This window comes from Nonomuraea endophytica, from assembly GCF_014203235.1.
Lineage (GTDB): Bacteria > Actinomycetota > Actinomycetes > Streptosporangiales > Streptosporangiaceae > Nonomuraea > Nonomuraea endophytica.
In genome coordinates, this window is sequence record NZ_JACHIN010000011.1 from 268275 (window position 1) to 290300 (window position 22026).

Annotated in this window: 12 protein-coding genes; 4 read left to right on the forward strand and 8 right to left on the reverse strand. The window is 69.9% G+C overall.

Annotation, left to right across the window (positions count from 1 at the left end):
* Nucleotides 1–64: 64 nt before the first annotated feature.
* Both HNR40_RS35990 and HNR40_RS35995 read left to right on the forward strand, forming a co-directional pair.
* A complete protein-coding gene (locus tag HNR40_RS35990; protein WP_184969428.1) occupies nt 65–418 on the forward strand; it encodes a hypothetical protein in 354 nt (117 codons plus the stop codon).
* 131 nt (nt 419–549) lie between these two features.
* On the forward strand, nt 550–2517 hold the full coding sequence (locus tag HNR40_RS35995; RefSeq protein WP_184969430.1) for a hypothetical protein: 1968 nt from the start codon (nt 550–552) through the stop codon (nt 2515–2517).
* Nucleotides 2518–2561: 44 nt separating this feature from the next.
* On the opposite strand, the gene HNR40_RS53815 is transcribed toward HNR40_RS35995, so the two are convergent.
* Nucleotides 2562–3089 carry a TetR/AcrR family transcriptional regulator gene (locus tag HNR40_RS53815; RefSeq protein WP_184969628.1) on the reverse strand — a complete coding sequence of 176 codons (528 nt, stop codon included), beginning with the start codon at nt 3087–3089 and terminating at the stop codon, nt 2562–2564.
* A 44-nt stretch (nt 3090–3133) separates the two neighbouring features.
* On the opposite strand from HNR40_RS53815, the gene HNR40_RS57955 reads away from it, so the two are divergent.
* Both HNR40_RS57955 and HNR40_RS36010 read left to right on the forward strand, forming a co-directional pair.
* A complete protein-coding gene (locus tag HNR40_RS57955) occupies nt 3134–3493 on the forward strand; it encodes a pyridoxamine 5'-phosphate oxidase family protein (RefSeq protein ID WP_221341281.1) in 360 nt (119 codons plus the stop codon).
* 114 nt (nt 3494–3607) lie between these two features.
* Nucleotides 3608–4171, forward strand: coding sequence for a VOC family protein (locus HNR40_RS36010; protein WP_184969432.1), 564 nt, complete (start codon nt 3608–3610; stop codon nt 4169–4171).
* Here HNR40_RS36010 and HNR40_RS36015 read toward each other — a convergent pair.
* The 7 genes from HNR40_RS36015 to HNR40_RS36045 form a co-directional block, all read right to left on the reverse strand.
* Nucleotides 4159–5298: an XRE family transcriptional regulator gene (locus HNR40_RS36015; RefSeq protein WP_184969434.1), complete on the reverse strand. Its 1140-nt coding sequence runs from the start codon at nt 5296–5298 to the stop codon at nt 4159–4161. The two genes, HNR40_RS36010 and HNR40_RS36015, sit on opposite strands and share 13 nt — an antisense overlap.
* A 16-nt stretch (nt 5299–5314) precedes the next feature.
* The gene (locus HNR40_RS53825) at nt 5315–7681 is read right to left on the reverse strand and encodes a S8 family peptidase (RefSeq protein ID WP_221341254.1); all 2367 of its coding nucleotides are present in this window, start codon (nt 7679–7681) and stop codon (nt 5315–5317) included.
* Nucleotides 7682–7761: 80 nt separating this feature from the next.
* Nucleotides 7762–9411 carry an AfsR/SARP family transcriptional regulator gene (locus HNR40_RS36025; protein ID WP_184969436.1) on the reverse strand — a complete coding sequence of 550 codons (1650 nt, stop codon included), beginning with the start codon at nt 9409–9411 and terminating at the stop codon, nt 7762–7764.
* 146 nt (nt 9412–9557) lie between these two features.
* The gene (locus HNR40_RS36030) at nt 9558–9920 is read right to left on the reverse strand and encodes a DUF6193 family natural product biosynthesis protein (RefSeq protein ID WP_184969438.1); all 363 of its coding nucleotides are present in this window, start codon (nt 9918–9920) and stop codon (nt 9558–9560) included.
* Nucleotides 9921–9937: 17 nt separating this feature from the next.
* Complete coding sequence (locus HNR40_RS36035) at nt 9938–16756, reverse strand: polymorphic toxin-type HINT domain-containing protein (protein ID WP_184969440.1); 6819 nt, start codon at nt 16754–16756, stop codon at nt 9938–9940.
* A 69-nt stretch (nt 16757–16825) separates the two neighbouring features.
* Nucleotides 16826–21259 carry a LamG-like jellyroll fold domain-containing protein gene (locus tag HNR40_RS36040; RefSeq protein WP_184969442.1) on the reverse strand — a complete coding sequence of 1478 codons (4434 nt, stop codon included), beginning with the start codon at nt 21257–21259 and terminating at the stop codon, nt 16826–16828.
* A gap of 114 nt (nt 21260–21373) precedes the next feature.
* Nucleotides 21374–21916 carry a YbhB/YbcL family Raf kinase inhibitor-like protein gene (locus tag HNR40_RS36045; RefSeq protein WP_184969443.1) on the reverse strand — a complete coding sequence of 181 codons (543 nt, stop codon included), beginning with the start codon at nt 21914–21916 and terminating at the stop codon, nt 21374–21376.
* Nucleotides 21917–22026 lie beyond the last annotated feature (110 nt).

The window sequence follows — 22026 nt, forward strand, 5'->3', positions numbered from 1 at the left end:
GGGCCACTTTGCGAAGTGGTTCATTGACGTACTCCATCCACCACCGACCCGGGGGAGACAGTCCATGCCGGAGAAGTTTACGAATGTCGCCAAGGACAATGCCCACGTCAACGCACAGATCGGCAAGGCATTCGGCGGCGTCACCATAGGAACCGCGCACTCACGGCGGAAAGATCTCGGGGGCCACCTGGCCGAATTACGTTCGGCGATCAAGTCCGGAACGCTCACTCCCTCGATACACGCCGAGGTAGAGGCCGAATTGGCCAAGGTGGACACCTGGCTCATAGACCAGGATAAGGAGCGATTCACCGGAATGCTCATGGCCCTCAAGAAGGCCAAGGGCTTGCTGGGTGACGTCGCCCCCCTCTCGTCGATAGCGACCCTCGCCCTGGCGGCAGCGGAAGGCCTGCGCTCATGAATGAAGCATGGTCGGGCTTCACCAATGTCGCCTCGGATGAAGCACACGTGGATGCGCAAATCGGATACGTAGATGGAAACGTCACCATCTACTCGGTTCATGAGGGCGATCATCCGCAACGTAAATACGAGGTGGGGCTCAACTATCTCAAGGGCGACATGCCGCGACGGGCCGAGACCCTGATCAGGGACGCGGCGATGTCCGGTTACCGATCCAGCGAGGCGGCCTACTACTGGGTCCTGGCGACGCTGAGCGATCGTTCCTTCGACCACCTCGGGCCGGACGAGTTCACGCATCTGTCGGCCGCGTCGGCGATGGCCGCGGAGTTCCCGCACGACGCGTGGCGGCGGGCGCTGAACGTGGTGATCGAGCTCATCCACTGCATCACCGAGGAGGAGGAGAACGGCATACCCAACCTGGCCCGCTTCTCCGCGGCCTTCGCCGCCTACCAGGCACTGCCGAAGGAACGCCGGGACGAAATCCACCGCCACCTCGAAATGATCCTCAACGGGTGGATCCAGGACCGGGTCGAGGAGCTGGAGGCGCACCATGTGCAGACCATGCGCCTCAGCAGCAACCGGGAGAACCGGGTGTGGAAGTTCTTCGAACCCACCCCCACCGCGCCCAGGCAGATCCGCCCGCCCGCACCGGTCCTGGACACCGGCAAGGCGGTCAAGCTCGTCTCCGGCGCCTTGCTCGGCGGCTGCGGCGCCGTGTGGCTGGTGGTCCTCATGGCCGGCGCGAATCTGCTCACCACAGTCCTCGCCCTCGCGCTGGTCGGCGCCTGGCTGGCCGCCACCATCATGGCCGGCCTGCCGAGGCGCCTGGCCGACAAGCACGCACCGCCGACCTGGTGGCCCGGAGGCTTCCCCGCGGCGGTCTCCTCCAGCGTCGACCACTGGTTCCAGCGCGCGGCGCCGCGCGATCCCGTCGCGGCGCGGCAGTGGGAGTGGGACAGCGATCCGGTACGGCAGAAGCTCAAGGCCGACCTGATCCACTTGTACGGCGGCGACCACGTCAGGGTGGGCCCGATCAGGTGGCTCGTCAGATGGCACGCCGCCGACACCGCACAGCAGTTCGCCGAGGGCAGGGCGCTGCGAACCGACAGCCTGCCCGGCGCCATCCTTGCGGGCAACGTGGCCCTCGCGATCGCCGGATTCATCGCGCTCGTCAGCGCGGCGACCACGAGCTTCCTCGGCATGCTGGGCGCCGGGCTTCTGCTGGGCCTGGCCGCCGCGCTGGCGTGGAAGGACGCACTCGACCATCTCGCCAACGTCTTCGAGCACGCGCGGACCGTCGCGGCGGCGCAGCGCCGGTTCGCCGCCGAGCAGCAGGAGTACGAGCGCTGGAGCATGGCGCTCGCCGACCGTCCCACCGACGCCGAGATGGCCGCGTGGCTCGACTACGACAAGATGATGATCAAGAATCTGGCGCTCAAGCACTACGGGCTGAGCAATCGCGACGTCATCGCCCACCTCTCCCTCACCGAAGGCGCCCCCGGCTGCCGCCGCGCCCGCGTCCTCTACGGCCCGCTGCGTTACTCCGCCTACGTGGTGCTGCTCTTCCTCCTCACCGAGGGCGGCGTCCGCCAGGTCACCGTCGACCTCGACTTCTTCAAGGGCCTCACCAGCCACGAGCGGCGGACCACCTTCAGGTACGAGATGATCGCCTCGGCCAGAGTCACCGAGGTGGGCGTACGCTTCGACCACGGCCGCAGGCATGTGATGGCCCGCGAAGACATCCACCCCCTCGACCTGCAGAAGCTCGTGCACAGCCGGGCCTTCCGGCTCTCGCTCGTGAACAGGCAGCACATCGACGTCCTGGTCGACAACTACGAGGAAGGCGTGTTCGACCGGGCGCGGGAGACGATCACGTTCCTGACGGCCCTCGCCCTCGACACCTCCGGCGTGACCGGCGCGCTCAGGATCCTGGAAGCGGTGTCCGCCGAGGGCCGGGAATGGCTCGCCCACGAACGCGCCCGCCGCCGCCGCAGGCTGCGCGACTTCAGGGAGAGCCAGAGGTTCCCCGGAGGCGTCGGCTCCCACGCCACGTCAGCGGCCCTGCCCGGCGCCTGGGACAACAACCCGCCGAGAGCCTGAGCCCGCCGGTGCCGCCGTCGTAGTCCGTGTCGCCCGCCTCAGCCTCAGGCGGCGGCTCGGAGGTAGCTGGTGAGCATCGCCACCAGCTCGTTCTCCAGCCGGGTGGTGTCGATGGAGCCGGGCGCGGCGATGAGCTGGTGCACGGACAGCTCCACCGCCGAGGCCACGAGCCGGGCGGCCGTGTCCTTGTCCTGGACCCGGACTTCGGGATGGCGGCCGAACAGGTCCCGCGGATCGCCGATGATCTCCCACTCCTGCCGGGTGACCCGCTCCAGCAGCTCGCCGGAGCGGGGCGCCTGCTCGATCATGATGCGCAGCAGTTGCGGGTCGTCGAGGTGCTTGTCGGTCACCGTTCGCACGAACACCCGCATGATGGTGTCGAGCGATTCGGGCAGCTCCTTGTACCGGCGGAGCGTCGCGGCCGCCCTGTCGCCGTCGAGGTGGCGGATCAGCAGCTCGGCCAGGATCGCGTCCTTGTTCGGGTAGTACTGATACAGCGAGCCGATCGAGGTTCCCGCCCGCTCGGCGATGCGGTTCGTGGTGCCCGCGGCGTAGCCGTACTCGGCGAAAATGTGAGCACTTCCGCCGGTTCATCGCCCACTCCCCGTTCCTGGCGATGGCCACGTCGGACGCGACCGGCCTGCCCGACTGCTCGCCGCGGGGCGACTACCCGGGATTCGGCAAGGTGCTCGACGAGCGCACGCTCGCGATCCCCGACCGGCCGGGCAACAAGCTCGCGGACTCCTTCCGCAATCTCGCCGAGAACGACGGGATCGGGCTGATGTTCGTCATCCCCGGGCTGCGGGAGGTGTTGCGGGTGAACGGCCGCGCCTATCCCACCGACGAACCGGACGTCGCCGCAGTGGTGACGCCCGCGGTGAGCAGGGCGCGCCTGTTGACACTCATGAGGACTCCTCGATCGCAGCGAAGGGAGGCCGCCGAGAACCGCGATCGAGCCATGACCACAAGGGTTTGACAACGGGAATGCAAGATCCGGGCGGGGGCGTGTCAACGGCCGCCTGGTGCTGGTTCAGGGCCGTACCTCCGCCGCTACCGCCACTCGCAAGCCGGTCGGGCCCGGCGGATCCGCATGCTGCGCTGGGACGACCTGCCCATCGACCAGATCCGCCAGATCATCGACGACGAGACCGGCGCGGTGACCAGGGAGATCCTGGCCGGGCACCTGAGCCTTCTCCGACGCCGGCGAGACCTGCTGACCGCCAGGATCGGCGACACCCAGCGCTTCCTCCAGGAGGGATTCACGATGCCCGAGGTCCAGACCGGTTGCCGGCCCGTCCAGCTCAAGATGGCCGTGGACGACCTCGACGCGGCGGTGGCGTTCTACGTGGAGGCGTTCGCCTTCCGGTACGACGTGGCCAGGCGTACCAAGGAAGCCGACTACTCCGCCTTCCTCTTCGGCGCCTACGGCCAGGACGACTTCTTCCTGATCCACCTCATCGCCGCCCCGGACCACATGGACCGCCCCGGCGCCTCGACCTTCGGCCTGCCGACCGACGACATCGACACCCGCCACGCCCGCGCCATCACCGCGGGCGCGACCGAGGCCGTCGCCCCGCACGACCCCGACGGCATGCCCCGCTGCTCGGCCGTCCGCGACCCGAGCGGCAACTGGATCTGGCTCTACCAGGCGTGACCCGTGGAGCCCTGGTCCCCTCGCAACGCGTGCACGTTCGGGTCCTGGTGTTCGATCAGGTAGGCGATGGCCAGGGTTTCCAGGACTTCGCGCGGGCGCCCGGTGGCCGGGCCGTCGCGCAGGCCCAGCAGGTTGAACGCCCATGCCGCCTGGGCCCGGCGGCACTCGGTGCGTACCGTGTCGCGGGCGATGAGGTCGGTGAGCGTGAGCGACGGGTGCAGGACGAGGCGTTCGGCGGCCGTGCGCAGGGCCAGTGGAAGGTATCCGCACTGCCGGATCAGGCGGGCGGCGGCCTCGGGTTCGGCGGCGACGCGTTCGGCACCGGCGACTCGGGCCAGCAGGTCGGCGGATTCGGCGGGGGTGAGGGGGCTCAAGGCGAGGTGGTGGGCGCCGTCGCGGGCGACCAGACCGCCCAGGCGGTGGCGGCCGGTGACCAGGACGAGGCATCCGGCGTTGCCGGGCAGCAGTGCGCGGACCTGGTCGGTGGTGGCGGCGTCGTCCAGCAGGATGAGCATGCGCCGGTCGCCGATCAGGCTGCGGAGCAGGGCGGCCCGCTCGCCCACCTCGGCGGGCAGGTGCCGGAGGTCGGGGGCGAGCGCGCGCAGGAAGCGGGCCTGCGCTTCGGCGGGCGGCATCGGGTCCGCGCCGGAGCCGCGCAGGTCGACGTGGAGCTGGCCGTCCGGGAACCGGCCGGCCACGCGGTGCGCGACGTGCACCGCCAGCGCGCTCTTGCCGACGCCGGCCACTCCGTCGATCACCGCGATCGCGACGGCGTGGTCCGCGTCCGGCACCAGGGCGGCCAGGCGGGCGAGCTCGGCGGAACGGCCGGTGAAGCCGGCCACGTCATGCGGCAGCTGGGCCGGGCGCCGCCACATGGGCGGATCGGCCACGGCCAGCTCCCACAGCGCCACCAGCCGCGCGGTGTCCCCTCGGCACGCCTTGCTGATGGCTTCGACGGCCTGGCGGGACGGCAGCAGCTTGCCGTTCAGGTAGCGCTCCAGCGAGGACTTGCTGCAGTGTGTACGCGCCGCCATCTGGACCAGTCCCAATCCGGAGGCGGCCTTGAGAACTCGCAGTTCGGCCGCGAGTCTCCGGGCGTGCAACCCGTCCAAGGCCATAGCGCTCATGTGCCCGCCTCCCCCTCTAGCCCCTCGCGAAGTAGGCGTAGGCATCGACGTCGACGCTCACCTGTCCGGTGCCCTCGTTCTTCAGCACCACCGACCCGTCGGCGCGCACGGCGGCGGTGGTGAAGCCGACGGCGTCCTTGCCCGCCGGATACGCGACCACGCGCGCGGTCGTGGGCCCGCTCTGCGGCAGCACCGAGACGACCCCGGCCGCCGCACCCCTGGCGGCGACGGTGAACCCGATCGCGGTGACGCCCGTGGCGGGCACGCCGGTGAACCGCACCGTCTTGGTGCCGCCCGCCGGAATCACCAGCGCTCTGGCCGCGGCCGCGGGGCGGATCGCCTTGACGACCGCTGCCCGCTGCCCGGCGGTGAAGTAGCCGGTGACGTCCACGGAGATCTCGGCGTTGTCGAAGCCGAGGTTGTGCACGTTGATCTTCCCGTCCGGGCCGGGCTTGACGATCGTGTGGAACTGCGTGGCGACACCCGCCGGGTAATCGGCGTTGGCCTCGGCCGGGTAGACGTCGCCCGCCGCGTACACGCGCATGGTGCCCGTCGAGGGGCTCTTCAGGATGACCGTGAGGGCGACCTGGCCCACGCCGGTCGCGGGCAGGCCGGGCATGGCGGCGGTGGACAGCTGGTGGTTGCCCCACGCGGGGATCACGGTGCGGTCGGCCACCCGCGCCGGCGTGATCGGGACGTAGGTGCCGCCCACGACGGCCGCCGCGTGGCCGAGGGTGTGGCCGTGCGCGTCGAGCGTCACCCTGACGGCGTCCGCGCCGCGGTTGACGATCTTGAGCTTCCCGTCCGCGCCGACCTTGGTGATGATCATCGTGGACGCGAAGCGGGTGTTGTCGTAGGCGAGGGCCTTTCCGTCAGGTTCCTGATCGTTCGACGCGTGTACGGCCAGCGCCCCCGGCCCGAATCCCTCGCCCTTGGCGCTGACGTTGAGCGAGATGGCCCGCAGTCCTTGGGCCGGCAGCCCGGCCACGCCCGCGACCTGGACGGCCATGGCGGAGTTCGCGCTGATCTGGACGTTGTCCAGGAGCCTGCCGCGGGAGTGGAAGTACTGGTCGGGCCCGGGCCGGGGGGTCGCGTCCAGGGCGGCGGCGTCGAGCTGGAGGCGTGGCGTGGTCGCGCCCGTGTAACTGATGGGCCGCCCGCTCTCCTCCAGCTTGGCCTCCAGCGCGGCGGGGCCGAGCCCGGGGAAGGCCTGGGTCATGACGGCGAGCGCGCCGGAGACGTGCGGGGCGGCCATGGAGGTGCCGCTCATCGGCGCATAGCCGTTCCCCGGCACCGAGGAGATGATGTCGCTGCCCGGGGCGAGAAGGTCCAGCAGCGGGCCGCGGTTGCTGAAGGAGGACAGGGCGTCGGCGTCGGTGGTGCTGCCGACGGCGATCGCCGAGGACACGCAGGCCGGAGCGCTGATCGCGTCCGGGTAGCCGTCGTTGCCCGCGGCGACCACCGTGGTGACGCCCGCGGCGAGCAGGGTGTCGATGACGGCCTTGCGGGGGTCGCTGTCGCAGGGCGCGGTGTGCCTGCCGGCGCCGAGGCTCAGGTTGGCCGCCACGATGGGCAGCGTCTGCTTCAGCGCCTGGACCTTCTCCAGTCCGGCGAGCTGGGCGCTGGGGAAACTCAGCACGCACGGCGCGCGGCCGGAGCCGCAGAAGTCGTCGGAGTCGAACCTGCTGAAGATCTGGATGGCCACGATGCCGGCTCCGGGCGCGACACCGCTGCCGTCGTCGCCGTCGAGCCCTTCGCCGTCCCCGGCGATGATCCCGGCCACGTGGGTGCCGTGCGAGCAGTCGAGCAGTGCGTCGGCGCACTGGCCGCTCTCGGCGTCGGCGGACCCGGCGCCCTCCTGCCGGGCGGCGCCGTTCGGGCACAGGCTGGAGGCGGAGTAGTCGAAGTCGGCGGGCGAGAAGCACGCCTCCGCCACGACCCGGCCGCCCAGGAACGGATGCCCGGCGGCGACCCCGGTGTCCAGCACGGCCACGACGCCGCCCGCGCCGGTCAGCCCCGCCGCCCTGGTACGGTCCCCGCCGATCAGCGGAACGCTCCGCCCGAGAACCGGAGGCACCGGCCGGTCCTCGGACACGCTGACCACGCCTGGCTGGCCGGTCAGCCGCTGGAGGCCCGCCCGGTCGGTACGCAGGGTGACCACGGGCAGCCGCGACAACGTCTGCAGCACCTGCCCCGCGCCGGACGCGGCGGCCAGGTCGGCGCGTTCCCTCGTCACCACGTTGACGCGCAGCTCGGCTCCCGTGGCGAGCTGCGCGGCCAGTCCGGGTTCCACCCAGGGTCCCGCCGCCGCGGCCGGCCTGCCGGCCACCACGGTGATCGAGGACAGCAGGAACGCCACCGCGACGATGGCTAATCGCCTCATGAGCCTCTCCTTACGGGCGCGGGGCACGATGCCCGTGCGCACTGTAAGCGGGCCCTGTTGCCACGCGTTTGCCAGCGACGTCAGCGGCCTTCTCGGCTGCCGATCCGGCCGAAGATGGCGGTCGACTCCCGGCGGGCGGCGCCGGCTTGGGCGGCTTGGCCGTACCGGTGCTCGAGGTGAGCCAGGACGGTGAGCGTGCGGGCGCGCCACAGCGGGAGCTCCAGAGCCTCCCAGAGGTTGAGCGACGCGGAGAGCGCGACCCTGGCCTCGGCCGTCGCGCCCTGCTCCAGGCGGAGCTCGCCGAGCGTGCGCAGGCCGAGCGCACGGCCGAAGCGGTCTCCTTGGCCGGTGAAGACGCGCAGGCTCGCCTGGAGTGCCCGCTCCGCCTGCGGGAGGTCGCCCACGCGGATCCGGATCTTGGCCAGCGACTGGTCGGCGTAGGCCGCGCCGTGCGGATCGGCCAGCGCGGTGAACAGCCGGCGCGACTCCCGCGTCCGAGCCGCCGCGGGCGCGTACTCACCCCTGGCCCGATGCACAAGACCGACGCTGCGCTGCAGCAAGGCCTCACCGCGCCGGTCACCGATCTTCTGGTACGCGTCCAGCGCCCGCCCGAGCAGCCACAGGGCCAGTTCGTCGTCGCCCCGCTCGCGTTCGACGAAGCCGAGCATGTAGATGGCGTGCGCGTGCCCGGCCAGGTCACCGAGCGAAGCGAAGATCGACGCCGCCTCCAGCAGATCGGCCTCCCCCTCCCCGAACCACCCACCCTCAGCCCGTACGGTCCCCAGCCCGGACAATGCGGCCGCCAGATGCCGCCGATCGCCAAGCCGCTGGAAGGCATGCCGAGCCTCTTCGTAGGCGGCCACGGACTCGGCGAACCGATCCTGGGCGAACCGGATCCGCCCCAGCCCCAGCATCACCAGCCCCTCGCCCTCAAGATCACCCGTCCGCCCGACGACCTCCGAGCCCCCGGACCGCCCGCCAAGCCGAGGGTCACCGCGCAGAATGTCCTGGCGCAGCCGTACCAGCGCAGGACCGGGATCAAGCCCAAGCTCCCCCGACAGCCGCGCACGAACCCTCTCGAAAACATCCAGAGCCTCAGCGATGCGCCCAGACCGATACAAGGCCAGCATCAGCAGCCCCGCCAGCCGCTCCCTGGCCGGATCGGCCGCCACCTCCTCGGCCAGCGCACCGAGAACCTGCCGGTGCCGCCCGAGCCGCAACGACGCCTCGGCATGCTCCTCAAGCGCCTCGCGCCGCGCCTCCTCCAGCCGGACGCAGAGCAGATCACGCGCCCCACCGACCGCCGCCTCATCGAGGACCGGCCCGCGCCACAGATCCAGCGCCTGCCGCAGCAGCCCGGCCTTCTCCTCGTCGTCAAGGCTGCCCGCCGCCCGCTCCTTCAGGGCAGCGAACCGGTGCGCGTCCACCGCCATGGGATCGATGCGCAACCCGTAACCGGACCCGCTGGCAAGAACCTCCACATCACTCCCCGCCAGCAGACTGCGCAACCGGGACACCAGCACCTGCACCTGCCTGCGCCCGCCCGGCGGCGCCCCGTCCGGCCAGAACACCTCGGCCAGCCGCTGAAGCGGAACCATGCGGTTGGCCGACAGCGCCAGCACGCCGAGCAGCAGCCGCTGCTGCCGCCTGGGCAACGCCACCGGCGCCCCCGCCCACCGGAACTCGACCGGACCGAGCAGGCGGACGCCGTCACTTGGTGACTTGATCACCTGTACATGATTGACCGGGCGTCGAGGAGTGGCGTCAACGGATATCCAACCGAGACGAATCCCGCTATTTCACGAAAAAACCTTAGCGTGTCCGAGGCACAGCCGATATACGAACGAGATGAATGCGCTTCCGGCGATAAGGAAGGTCACATTCCGTCATCCAGGATCTCCTCGACCAAGCTCGCCAGTTTCTCCGCCGCCAGGCCGGGATCGGCAGTCGTGAGAACCATCGTAGCCTCGTCCGACCACACATCCGAGACGACGGCGTACAAACCGTCGGACCCCACGACCACCGCCGGCCACCGATCTTCGGGAGCCCTTCGAAAGACCTCCGGACTGTGGAACACCGTGAGACGGTTCAGGGAGATGATCGGATACACCCGGCGGAGGGCGGGCTGCCCGGCCGCGGCGCGCAGCAGGGGCCAGAGCCGGGGTTCGAACCAGCTCCGCTCCGGGTGCGGCGGCGCATAGTCCGCGAGCAGCCCCGCCCAGTGACTCTCCGGCTCCATGCGTCAGGGGCCTCTATTCAGCATGGCGCGGCTCCATTGTGGAATGTCGTGATGGCGCGTAACGCCGCGTTCCCGCACACGTATTGAAGCTCGAATGTCGTTCTCCCTCCGATACCTACCCTTCCCGCCAAGACACCTGGCACGTCCTCCATCTCCTCAAGGTTGAAGCTGATGCGTCCGCCGCGCTCCAGCACCCGATCCATCATGGCGGTCAGCTGCGGATTGGATGCCGGGCTGCCGACGCCGGGGAACAGGTCCCGGAACGGCTCGCCTCTCCAGGTCACAGCCTCTACCGAGGCCGCGAAGTTGTCCAACAGTTCGACACCGCCCTTCTTTTGACGGCCCATCGCCAGATGAATCGGTTTGGGTTTGTCCGCGTCGTCGGCGTCCGCGCCTTTGCCGCAGTTGTGGACGAGAACCGGGGTGGCGCCCACCAGCACGTAGTACGTGTGGATGTCGGCGACGGTCAGGTTGTGGACGCGGGCCTGGGTGGTGTGGGACTTGACGGCGGTGACCTGGACGTAGGTGCCCGCGGCGGTGCGCAGGAGCTGGCCGGGGCGGAGGTCCTTGGCGTCGCGCCAGGCCTTTTCGCTTTCTATCCAGAAGGGGTGGCCGTCGGTGGCGATGATGTCGCCTGCGGCCTTTCCGGTGTCCACGGTGATGGTGACGAGGTTCTTGGTGCCGTCACCGACGATGGTGGCCAGGATCTCCTTGGCTGCGGTTCGGCCGGTTTCCGGGTCGGTGGCCAGGACCTTGTCACCGGGTTTCAGCTGGTCGATGCGCTTTCCGGAGCCGTTGGCGAGCAGGACCTTGGTATCCGGGGTGAAGCTGTTGGACAGTTTGCAGGACGTGCCTGCGGACTTGGGATTCTTGCTGCGTTTCGCGGCGCGGGCGATCAGCGCGTCGAGGGCGGCGATCTTTTTGTTGATGTCGTCGATTTTCGCGTCGAGCTGTTCGATGGCCTGCCGGGCAGCTTTAACGGCGCCTTGGACCTTCTTGTAGATCTTGATGCCCATCCGGACTCTGGTGGAGAGTTTCCAGATCAGGCCGCCGATCTTCTTGGCCGGCACCACTTCGAGGAGCAGGCTGACGCATTTGCCCACGCTGCCGCTGAAGCAGCCCTTGATGTCTTCGATCTTGAGGAAGTCTTTGATGAAGCCGATGCCCGCGGCCTTTAAGGCTTCGAGTACCGCGTTCCGCTTGGCGATCTGCTGTTGCTGCTGGCGCTCGTTCTCCGCGGCGTCGCGCCCACCTTCCAGGCCCTTCTTAGCTGTGTTGAAGTCGCAGGGGCCTTCGCAGTCGTCGTCGTCCAGTTGGTCCTTTGTGCAGGGGGGATCCAGGGACTTCGTGCAGGCGATGCCGCTGCAGCAGGGGGCCAGGCCGGTCGGGTCGGCGAGGGTGACGGGGTTGTTGTTGGCGTAGTTGTAGCCGTTCATCTGCTGGGAGTCGCCCATCTGGATGACGGAGTCGACGGAGATGAAGCGGCCGGTGACAGGGTCGTAGCTGCGGGCGCCGAGGGTGGTCAGGTCCGTGCTCGCGTCGGTGATGCCGCCGACGAAGCCGCGCTGGTGTTCCTGGGGCCATTCGCCTTGGGCTCCGCGTAGGCGGCCGAAGGGGGCGTAGCGGCGCTGGCCCAGGGCTCCGGTTTCGGCGTTGATGGCCAGTTCGGCGCTGCCCTGGTGGTCGCCGATGAGGTAGGTGACCCCGGCGGTGGTGCGCATGGCGTTGCCGACGAAGCGGCGGGCGGTGGTGGCGGTGGCGCCCTTGGCCAGGTGGACTTCCATGCCGGGCAGGTACAGGGTGGTGCCGTCCTTGTCGCGGCGGATGAGGCGTTCGCCGTCGGCGGTGTGGAGGAAGCGGGTTTCGCCCTTCTTGTCGTCCGTGACCTTGGTGAGTTCGCCTTCGGCGTCCCAGGTCAGGGTCTGGTTGCTGCCCTGGGTGTGGCGTTCCGTGGTGTTGCCGGAGGCGTCGTAGGCGTAGGAGGCGGCTCCGGAGACGGTGGTGAGGCGGTGGGCCTTGGCCGGGTCGTAGACGTAGGTGCGGTCGGACTGCTGGGCGCCGCCGGAGGGGCCGGCGCCGTAGAGGGATTCGCTGCGGCGGTTGCCGGTGTCGTCGTAGGTGTAGGTGGCCCGGTAGGGGGCGGGGCCGCCGATGGTGGTGTTCGCGCCGGTTTCGGCGCATTGTGTGTCGTCGGGCTGGGTCCAGGCCTCTGACAGGCGTGACAGTTCGTCGTAGCGGAAGCACTGGTTGTCGACGCCGTCGCGGGAGCTGTCCTTGACCTGGGTGATGTTCCCGGCGGGCTGGTAGGTGTACTGGGTGCTGCGGTCGGTGCCTGGCATGCCGAAGTGCCAGGTGGTGGCCTTGGCCAGGCGGCCGGTGCCGAACTCGTAGTCGAAGGTCTGGTCGATCTGCTTTCCGGCGGCGCCGGACTGCATGCGCAGGCCGATGAGCCTGCCGGTCTTGGTGTAGTCGGTGCCGATCAGGTACGTGGACAGCTGCGACTTGGTGGAGACCAGGCGGCCGAGGTCGTCGTAGGTGTAGGCGATGTTCTCGGCGGGCAGGCCGCCGACGGCGGGGCTGCTGCTCGCGGCCACGCTGCCGTCGAGGTTGTAGCTGGTGTCGAAGACGTAGCCGCCGGCCGGCGCCAGGGCCCCTTCGCCTGCGGGCAGGGTCACCCGGGTGCGCTGGGGGCGGTCCAGGTTGTCGTACTCCTCCACCTGCGTGGTGTAACTGTCGCCGCCGACGATGCGCGACGAGCTGGTCAGCTGGCCCTTGCGGACGGTGTCGTACACCCATTCGGCGATCTTGGTGCCGGGTGAGGCGGTGGTGGCGTCGTACTTGGCGATCGGGCGGCCCAGGCCGTCGTACTGGATGCCGATCTTGTGGTTGCGGGCGTCGGTGGTGAGCACCGGCCGGTCGAGGTTGTCGTAGGCGACCTTTTCCACGCCGCGGTCGGGATCGTCGGACTGCACCCGGCGGCCGAGCAGGTCGTAGGTGTAGGACCAGACCTGGTTGCCGGGGCCGGTCACCGAATCCGGCTGGCCTCGGTGGTTGTAGCCGAACTTCGTGACGACCGGCCCGGCCGCGCGGTGCTGGTGCACTTCGCGGGTACGGCCGTGCACGTCGGTGTAGGTGGTCACCGGGGTGCCGCCGGACGGCGGGATGACCTTGGACCAGTTGTCGCCGTACTCGTAGCGGGTGTTCCACAGCTCGTTGGTCGCGCCGTCGCTGTTGCCGGACAGCAGCCGTTCGGTGAGCAGCCGGCCGCGGCCGTCGTAGTTGTTCCAGACCTGGCTCTCGACCGCGCCCACGACGGCCGCGCCGAAGCGCTTGGGCTGCGGGTCGCCGTCGGCGTAGTAGGGCTCGAAGGTGTAGTGGACCTGCCCGGCGCCGTTGTAGACGGTGTCGGAGATGATCCGGCCCTTGGTGCCGCCGCTCTTGCCGGGAGCCTGCGACTGCCGCGGCCGCAGCCAGCCGTCGAACAGCGTGTAGGAGAGCTGCTGGCCGCCGTCGTTGGTCAGCGTCTTGGCGCCCACGGCCACGATCGCGCCGGGGTTCATCAGGTACTGGTACTCGTTGTCGGGAACCTGGCTCTTCGTACGGCCCGGCCCCCAGACCTTCGAGGTGCGCCCCAGCGCGTCGCGGTCCGCGATGGTCGTCTTGCCGCTGGGATTGGTCTCCCGGATCGCCAGGCCCCACGCCGGATCCAGCACCCGTGTGGTGCTCATGGCCGATTCGGGGTCACTGGCCGTGGCCCGCGGGGTGGTCGAGGTCACCTCGGTGGTGACGCCGTGCGGTTCTGAGTAGTCGGTGGAGGAGATCAGCCCGGCGGCGTCGGTGACGGTCTTGGGCCGGCCCAGGACGTCGTAGCTCGACCGGGCCATCACCTGGTAGGAGGTGATCGCGGTCGCGGTGGCCGCGACGGCCCGCTCGGTCTTGGTCACCTCGCCGTGCGTGGGGGCGGCCTTGAACGCCTTGTCGTCGTAGTAGCTGCGTACGTCGGCGACCAGGTCGGTGGTCAGGTTCGGCGTGTCGGCGCAGCGCCGGGCCACGGTGATCACCCTGGCCGCCAGCCGCAGCACCCGCGACCCGTCGGCGGTCAGCTCGGTCCTGGTGCATTCCTCGTCACCGGGTACGCCGACCTCGCCCTCGTCGTCGATGGCCAGCGCCGTGCCGTTGGTGAGGTCGAAGTCGGTCACCGTGGAGCGGGTCTGCTGCCAGGGGGAGCCGGCCTGGGCGAAGGTGCGGGTCGTCTTGGTGCCGGTGAGGTTGGCCGTCATCGTGCCCCACGGCCGGGACTTGCTGGCCGTCTGGTGGTGCCATGGGCTGGTGACGGACTTGCTGACCGGCGCGCCGTCCACCTTGTCGTAGGTGACGGTGCGCAGGGTCATGCCGTGCAGCGACTCGTGGTCGGTGGGGTTGCCGCCCTCGCCGTCCGGGAGGGTGACGGTCTTGGTGCCGCCGGAGGGGCCGGCGCGGTCGCCGTGCATGCCCTGGAAGAACCAGTAGTCGGTCTGGGACGGCGTGCCGCCGCTGGCCGCGCTGGTCGCGCCGCTGATCACGCGGACCTTGTCGTAGCCGCGCCAGTTCGACCACGTCTTGAACTTCTGCGGGGTGATGCCGTCGTCGTCGGCGTAGTGCCAGGCGGGCCGGCCGATGCTGTAGTCGTAGCGGGTGACCATGTCCGAGCCGCCGCCGGTCAGGTCGGTCTGGATCAGCGCGCGCACCACGTACTTGTGGAACCAGTCCAGGCTCGGGTCGGCCCCGCCGTTGGCGTTCTGCCAGAACGTGGGGAAGCACCGACGCCGATTGGTCGCCGGTTCCGGCAGGTCGGAGGGGGTGCAGTCCATCTCGGAGTAGGTGATGTCGAGCTTGCCGCCGGTCTCGTTCTGGATGGCGGCCACGCGTTCCTTGATGAACGGGCCGACGTCGTCGCCGAGCTTGTCCACCCGGTTGGCCAGCTGCTGGTAGACGAAGCTGACCGGCGGCGTGGTGATCGGCGCGGGTCCGGCGTGCCCGGTGTGGGTGATGTCGGTGAGTTTGAGCTGCCGGTCCACGTCGGCGATGCCCCACAGGTGCTTGAACTCCCACGAGTCCACGTCGCGGTGGCCGTTGCCCGCCTGGTTGACGACCTTGGTGGTGATCTTCGTCAGGCGTTTGCGGGTCCAGAAGCTCGGCGTCGCCGTGCCCTTGCCGTCCTTGCACTCGGTGCCCGGGTTGCAGTTCATGTCCCAGGGCACGTCCGGCCAGCGGGCCGGGTGGTCGCCGATGTCGCCGCACTCGCCGGCCAGGCAGCGTTCGGCGTTGGTGAAGGCGACCTCGGCCGGGGGTGTGGCCGGGAAGAGGTTGCCGCCGCGCAGGCCGTACTGGATGGAGGTCAGGTAGCCGCCGCGGGTGTAGGGGGTGTCGTCGGCGGCGCGCAGGTTGCGGCCGTAGTGGTTCTTCTCCTTGGCGTAGTAGAAGGTGACGGCGTTGCCGCGGGTGTCCTCGATGTAGTCGAGGTTCCAGCGCCAGCCCTGCGCGCACCAGGAGTCCTTGAACGCGTCCTTGTGGCACGGCTCGCCGCTGTTGTTGCCGAAGACCGGCACGTCCCAGGCGGAGTTGGTCTGCGGCTTGCCGGAGCTCCAGCCAGGCAGCCGGTTCTTGCCGAAGTAGTACTGGGTGCCGTCGGGGGTGGTCACCCGCCAGTGCTCGTTGTTGTCGTCGCCGTTGCCGGTGTCGGCGTCGGTGCCGGTCAGGCGCTGGACCTTCGTCCCGTTGTCCTTGGCCAGGACCCAGGTGTCGGCGCCGGTCGGGATGAGCTCGCCGCCCGATCCGCCCAGGGAGAGCGTGGCGTTGTCGTAGGCCCAGCACTGGTCCATCGGCTCGACCTGGTAGGTCGGGTCCTTCGGGACGCCGTCGTCCTTGCAGGACTTGTACTTGCGCTCGATGTACCCGGGCGACAGCTCGAAGCCGTCGCCGACCCAGGAAGCCTGGTTGTTGCTGCTCACGGTGCGGCCGTCGATGGCCGCCGAGGAGTAGTTGACCGCCAGGTTCGGCACCAGCCCGCCCGGCACCGGCGGCACCCGGAGCGGGTAGGACCAGGAGAAGTCCCCCGACTGGGCGCTGACCTGCCAGGTCGAGGACGGCGACAGCGAGGTGACGCCGAAGTCGCCCTTGTCGCCCGCCGCGGCGGACGTCACGGCCAGCACCATCGGCTCGGCGCCGAGGTCCACGTCCGCGCTGAGCGTCCTGGCCGCGCTGTCGTTGCGCCCCTTCAGCGGTACGGCACGCCGGCACTCGGCCCGATCCGGGCTGGTCAGCGCACAAGCGGGCAGCGCCGACAGGCGCATGCGGGAGCCGAAGCCGCCTCCGAAGGCTTCGGCGAAGGGCGCGTAGTCCACCGTCATCGTCACCTTGCCGGGTGGCCCGGCGGTGCGGGCCGCGGTGATGACCGGGCCGCTGACGCCGGCACGCTGTGAGGCGGCGCGGTCGTGGGTCTGGATCTTCACCCGGCCGGTGGACGACGGGCCGGCCGGTGCGGCAGCCACCGCGCCCGCCTTGCGGGCCGTGACGGCGGCCGCCGCCAGGTCGACCTCGGCCGTGGCCGGCGCGGGCCAGTTCACGACCGGGTCGGGCGCCTTCGGCTCGCTGATCCGGGGTTTGACCGCGGCGGACTTGCCGGGCACGACCCATTCCCGGTCCACGGGCTTGGGCCGGTCGCGCTCGGCGTCGGCGGCGGCCGAGCGGTAGGTGGGGGGAACGAACAGCAATCCCGCCGTGAGCACCAGGGTGAGCACCGCCCGGAGCATCCGGGACAAGGACGCGCGACGGCGGCGTGCGGCATGGACGCGCATGCCGTACCTCCAAACGAAGAGTGGGGGTGACGGGGTCGCCGCGGCGGCGCGCGGCGACCCCGCGGCAGGTCAGTCGGAGTCGTTGTCGTTGAGCGCGTCTTCGGAGACGACTGACATCTCCGACCACAGGGACAGCAGGTCGATCAGGGTCTCGTCGGCGGGGCCGCGCAGCACCCAGATGTCGTCGACGTGGCCGGACCAGTTGGCCGAGGGGCCGCCGCGGCCGATCTGCGCCGAGGTGACGGGCCCGGTGAGGGCGACGTCGTGGCGGTAGGACTTGACCTCCGCCTCCGGAGCCGCTTCGAGGGTGCCGTTCACCCAGAACTCCAGCGACTTCTCCCGCGCGTTGTAGACGATCGCGAGGTGGTCCCAGTCGCCGAACCCGGTGTGGAAGGCCGGGTGTTCGACGTTGCCGACGCCCGGGATCTCCACCACGTAGCGGCCGATCTCCCCCATGTCGGGATCGCCGCGGCTGGGATCGAACTTCACCCGCAGCGCGCTGCCGCCGGCCGTGGGCAGGTCGAGCACGGTCATCGCCTTGCGCGCGTTGCCGCTGGTCTCCACCCAGGCCGAGAGGGTGAAGCTCTCCCTCGGGTCCAGGATCGCCGCGGCGACGCCGGCGTAGTCGGCCGCCGCACCGGGTAGGTACAGGGAACCGGGCACGGCGCTGTTGCTCATCGGCGTCTTGGGCACGAAGCGGGCGGCGCCGTACAGGCGGACCGGGGTTCTGATCGCCTCGCCGGTGTCGTCGGGATTGCGGTTGAGGTGCCACTTGTGCGCCACCGTCAGCATCTCCTTCGACAGCGCCGCCGCCTCCTCGACCGTGACGATCCGGTCGTAGACGCGCACGTCGTCGATCTTCCCGGGGAAGAAGTCGAGCGGCGTGGCCGCCCACTGGACCCGGCCGATCGTGAACGGCCCGCCGGCCCGCCAGGCGGTGGTGTAGTCCATCTCGCTGCCGGGCTCGCCGTTGACGTAGATGCGCACCTTCTTGGCGACGGCGTCGTACACGCCCATCAGGTGCGTCCACTCGCCGGGCTTGGCCTGTTTCGCCGACCAGGCGCTGGAGGACGGGACTGACGTCGAGTCGGAGTTCATCCGCCAGAACACCCACTTCTTGGCCTGCGGGTCGTAGCGCAGGCAGAAGCCCGACACGTTGACGCCGTCCTGGGCAGCCACGGTCGCGTACCCGGCAGGCAGGGTGTCAGGCAGCTTGGCCCACGCGGTCACCGTGAAGCTCTGCGTGGTGTCCAGCACCGCGCCGTCGGTACGGGCGAACGCGTTCGTGCCGTTGCCGGCCATCGCGGTGCCGCGCGAACCGGCCACGCCCAGTTGCGGCGTGCCGGACACCCGGGCGGGGAAGCGGCCCTGCTTGTCGGCCAGGGTGGTCGAGCCCGCGGGGTCGTTGAGCTTCCAGTGGGCCTTCGGCGCGCGGCCGGGGGCGACCCGGAACCGGTAGACGGCCGAGCCCTTGGAGTAGTTGCCCGCCTGGTCCCTGACGCGTACGTAGAGGCTGTTGCTGCCGATGACCTTGGGGAGAAGCTGCACCGTCTCGGTGGCGCTGCCCGCGGTCCGGCGGCGGAACTGGGTGGGATCCTCGTTCACCGCGTACGCCCACTCGGTCACCGACGGGTCGAAGGTGACGATGAACTTGCCATAGCGGCCCATGCCGTCCTGCGGCACCTGTGCCGGGTCCAGGGGGTTCTCCGCGACGTACCCCTCGGGGCCCGGCGAGGTGATCGTCGGCAGCGGTGGCGCCTTCGTGTCGAAGACGAAGTAGCAGGCGGTCGCCGCGCCGTTCGAGCTCCACGGCCCCTTGCCCTTGCGGCTGTCCCAGGCTCTGACCTGCCAGTTGATGACGGTGTTCTCCGGCAGCAGCCCGCGCGGGACGTGCGCCATGAAGCTGTTGGCCACCTTGCCCGACCTCGCGCTCTTCGGGTCGGTGAAGTGACGCCAGGTCCGGGGTTGCCCGGCGGCGTTGTTCCAGGACACCAGGAACTCCGCGCGGACCTTGTCGGCGGTGCGGTTGTAGGTGTCGGGGTCGCGCAGGTTCTTGGCGATCAGCTTCGGCGTGGACCAGTTGAACACCGACGGGTTGCCCGGCCCCTTGCACGGGCCGCCCGGCTCCATCTCCAGCTGGCTCATCCTCGGCTGCAGCGGCGGCCGGTTGTAGTGCACGCGCAGAAAGGCGCGCGACTCGAACCGCTTCCAGGCCAGCTGATCGCCCTCGTCGGCGGCGCGCAGCCCGAACGTGGTGTCCCGCCAGCCCTTGCTCGCGGCTTCCCTGACCCCCGAGGTCACGTTGAACAGCACGTCACCGGCCGGGCAGGTGCTGTTGGCGCACCCGGACCAGCCCTTGGCCACGTTGCGGCTGTCCAGCTTGCGCAGCCAGTTGTCGGAGGTCGAGTTCCAGGTGGAGTTCTTGCCGAACGCCTTGGCCAGGTGGATGTTCACCGGCCGCTTGCTGCCCGAGGCCGCCCACACCTCCCGCACGTGGAACTCCGCGGACAGGACCTGCTTGCCGGCCAGCCACCCGGTGGGAATGCGGTAGAACAGCCGCTTCTTGTGCGGGGAGCCGCAGCTGCGGCCGCTGGACGGCAGGCCGATCGGGCACCGGCCCATCCCCTGGTCCTTGGTGAAGTTGTAGATCTCGAACCCGCTGCTGGCCACCATGAGGTTGGCCGAGCTCATCGGCGTGCGGTACATCGGGTCGATGTAGACCGGGAACGTGGTGTCGGCCGCGCTCAGCATCGCCGCGTCCGGGACCAGCGTCAGCCGTCCGCCGGACAGCTCCGTGCCGATCGTGGCGATCTTCGACGCGTCGCCCGGCGCCGCGTCCGTCGCATGGGTGGTCGGCGGGTCCACCGGGCCGTCCTCACCGGTCGTCAGCGCGGCCGCGCCGCCTCCGGGGGCAGGCGCCGAGTCCCACATGATCGGCTTGGGCGCCTCGAAGATCACCGCGTCGTTGGCCGGATCGACCGCCTCCTGCGTGCCCTCGGCGTTCGTGCTCACGGTCAGCGTCGGCGCGGCCAGCGTCAGGGTCAGGCCGGCCAGCCGGGGATCCTGCGCCGCGGCCGGGGTCTTGACCACCAGCGTGTGCGCGAAGCCGTCCGGAGTGGCCTTGACCCGCAGGTCCACGTCCGGGCCCATCACCCCCGCGTACACGGCGGTGTCGTGGTCCAGGGTCGGCGCGGGCAGCGCGCTCGGCCAGGTCAGCGACATCGTGTGGCCGGAACGGGTGAGCGTCGCCATCGGTCCCGTCCCGCCGGTCGACAACTTCAGGTCCACCAGCGAGGTGTACGGCTTGAGCGCCCCGTCCTTGAACCGCAGGGCGTTGTACAAGGGGACCCACGTGTCACCCTGCTTCATCCGGATCGGGGTGAGCCGGTCCTGGACGTACATCGTGCCCTCGGGGGTGGCGTACACCTCCCGCGCCTCACCGCGCTCGGCGAGCACCTCCACCAGCTGACCCGAGGTCTCCGCGGCGGCCAGCGCCTCGGACTCGGTCGGCCGCGGATCGGTCGAGACGGTCCACTTCTGCTCCGTCAGCGACACGTTGTCCACGAAGGCCGTCAGCGCGCCCTTGCCGCCGAACTGGAACGTGAGCGCGCCCTGCGAGGTGTCGGCGGTGGAGTCGAAGGTGAAGGTGTGGCGCTGCGGCTGGTCTGTCAGCTCCACGTCGGTGGCGAAGATCTCCGGGCAGGACTCGGTCTCCTCGCAGACCACGGCCCTGATCGCCACCTCGGCCGTGGCGTGGGCGTCGAAGGACAGCGTGTAGGTCCGCTTGGCCTGCAACGTCCGGCCGCTCTGGCGTACGTGCGCCTGCGCGGGTTCGGTGGTGCCGTCGGCCACGGTGATCTTCGCGGCGCCGTTCTCGACCGCGAGCGTGGTCGGTCCGGCCGCCTGCCAGGACGAGGTGTCAGTGGTGAACTCCCCGTTGACCAGCAGCTTCTTGCTGAACGAGCCACGGCCGTAGAAGGCGACCTTCTGGTACGTCCAGCCCTCGGCCAGGGCGCGGGCCTTCTCCGTCTCGCCGACGACGTAGCGGTGGGAGGGGCCCTTGATGAGCTGATGGACCGGGAGCAGTCCCTCCCCGGCCGCCGCCTGCGCGTGGAAGCGGACGCCCTCGTCCACATACCCCTGCGCCACGGCCTGGTCGCGCTCGGCCGGGTCGAGGGTGAAGATGCGGTCGCCGCCCGACTTCCGCATGCCGGTCACCGGAGACAGGCCGGTCACCGCCTCACGCGCGACGTGCAGCACCTGGCCCTCGGGGGTGTAGCCCCACTTGGTCACCGCGCTGTCGTACTCCGTCTCCCAGGTGGTGAACAGCGTGTTGTCGTTCGTGGTGGTGCCCCGTAATCGGTACAGCGGCTTGACCATCCACGCGGTCGCGACGTCCAGCGCCTTGGCGTCCGCCCTGGGCGGCGTCCACACCGTGACGACCATGCCCGCCATGACCAGCGCCGCCGCGGTCAGGACGGCCATCCACCTTCGTAGCCCCATGCGTACTCCCCTGGTACACGATCTCCCCGTGGCATGTGATTCGCCTCAGCATCGATCGGGGGCTCGGGTGGTGGGTAGAGCGGCGGCGCCGGTTGGGAAAACGTGGGAACTGGTTCAGGACTCTCCGGACAGCCTCGCCGACCCCAGGGACGCGCCGCTGATGACCCGCGCCGCGGTCTGCGTCGACGAGCTGGAGGTCAGCTCGGACAGCGTCGCCCGGTTGAGCGCGTAGACCACGAACTCGTAGGTGTTCACCGTGCGCGGTGAGCAGGGGCCCTGATATCCGAAGAGGCTCGCGCTGCCCCGGTAGTAGACCTGTCTGGCTCCGGAGGGAATCGACGGTCTATACGCGTGATCGACATTCTGTGGAAGCGAGGTCACGTTCACCGGAATGTCATAGATCACCCAGTGAATGAGATTGTTGTTGTCGAGGTCGCGCATCACGATCGCGTGGCTCCTGGCGGCGGCGGGCGCGCCGGCCCAGGACAGCGGCGGGGACTCGTTCCGCTGGCGTGGGTCGCTGCCTCCGCTGGTGCATTCGTGGACCTTCGGGATGACGCCACCGGGCGAGAAGGCGCTACTCGTCAAGGTGAACGCGGCACTGCCCTGCGACATGATGACGAGCAGGGCGGACAACACCATTCTGATGACGGCCATGGAGGCCTCCTAAGGGAGGTTTTTCGTCCGCCACAGTGTATGAATGGCATTTTTCACCAGCCACCATTCATTTTTCCATAACGCCGCCTTTTGTGAGATGAAAGGCATGG

Coding starts and splice junctions, on each gene's coding strand:
- HNR40_RS36040 (WP_184969442.1), bottom strand. CDS start 21,259: ATGGGGCTACGAAGGTGGATGGCCGTCCTGACCGCGGCGGCGCTGGTC.
- HNR40_RS36045 (WP_184969443.1), bottom strand. CDS start 21,916: ATGGCCGTCATCAGAATGGTGTTGTCCGCCCTGCTCGTCATCATGTCG.
- HNR40_RS36030 (WP_184969438.1), bottom strand. CDS start 9,920: ATGGAGCCGGAGAGTCACTGGGCGGGGCTGCTCGCGGACTATGCGCCG.
- HNR40_RS36015 (WP_184969434.1), bottom strand. CDS start 5,298: ATGAGCGCTATGGCCTTGGACGGGTTGCACGCCCGGAGACTCGCGGCC.
- HNR40_RS35990 (WP_184969428.1), top strand. CDS start 65: ATGCCGGAGAAGTTTACGAATGTCGCCAAGGACAATGCCCACGTCAAC.
- HNR40_RS36035 (WP_184969440.1), bottom strand. CDS start 16,756: ATGCGCGTCCATGCCGCACGCCGCCGTCGCGCGTCCTTGTCCCGGATG.
- HNR40_RS57955 (WP_221341281.1), top strand. CDS start 3,134: ATGGCCACGTCGGACGCGACCGGCCTGCCCGACTGCTCGCCGCGGGGC.
- HNR40_RS36010 (WP_184969432.1), top strand. CDS start 3,608: ATGCTGCGCTGGGACGACCTGCCCATCGACCAGATCCGCCAGATCATC.
- HNR40_RS53825 (WP_221341254.1), bottom strand. CDS start 7,681: ATGAGGCGATTAGCCATCGTCGCGGTGGCGTTCCTGCTGTCCTCGATC.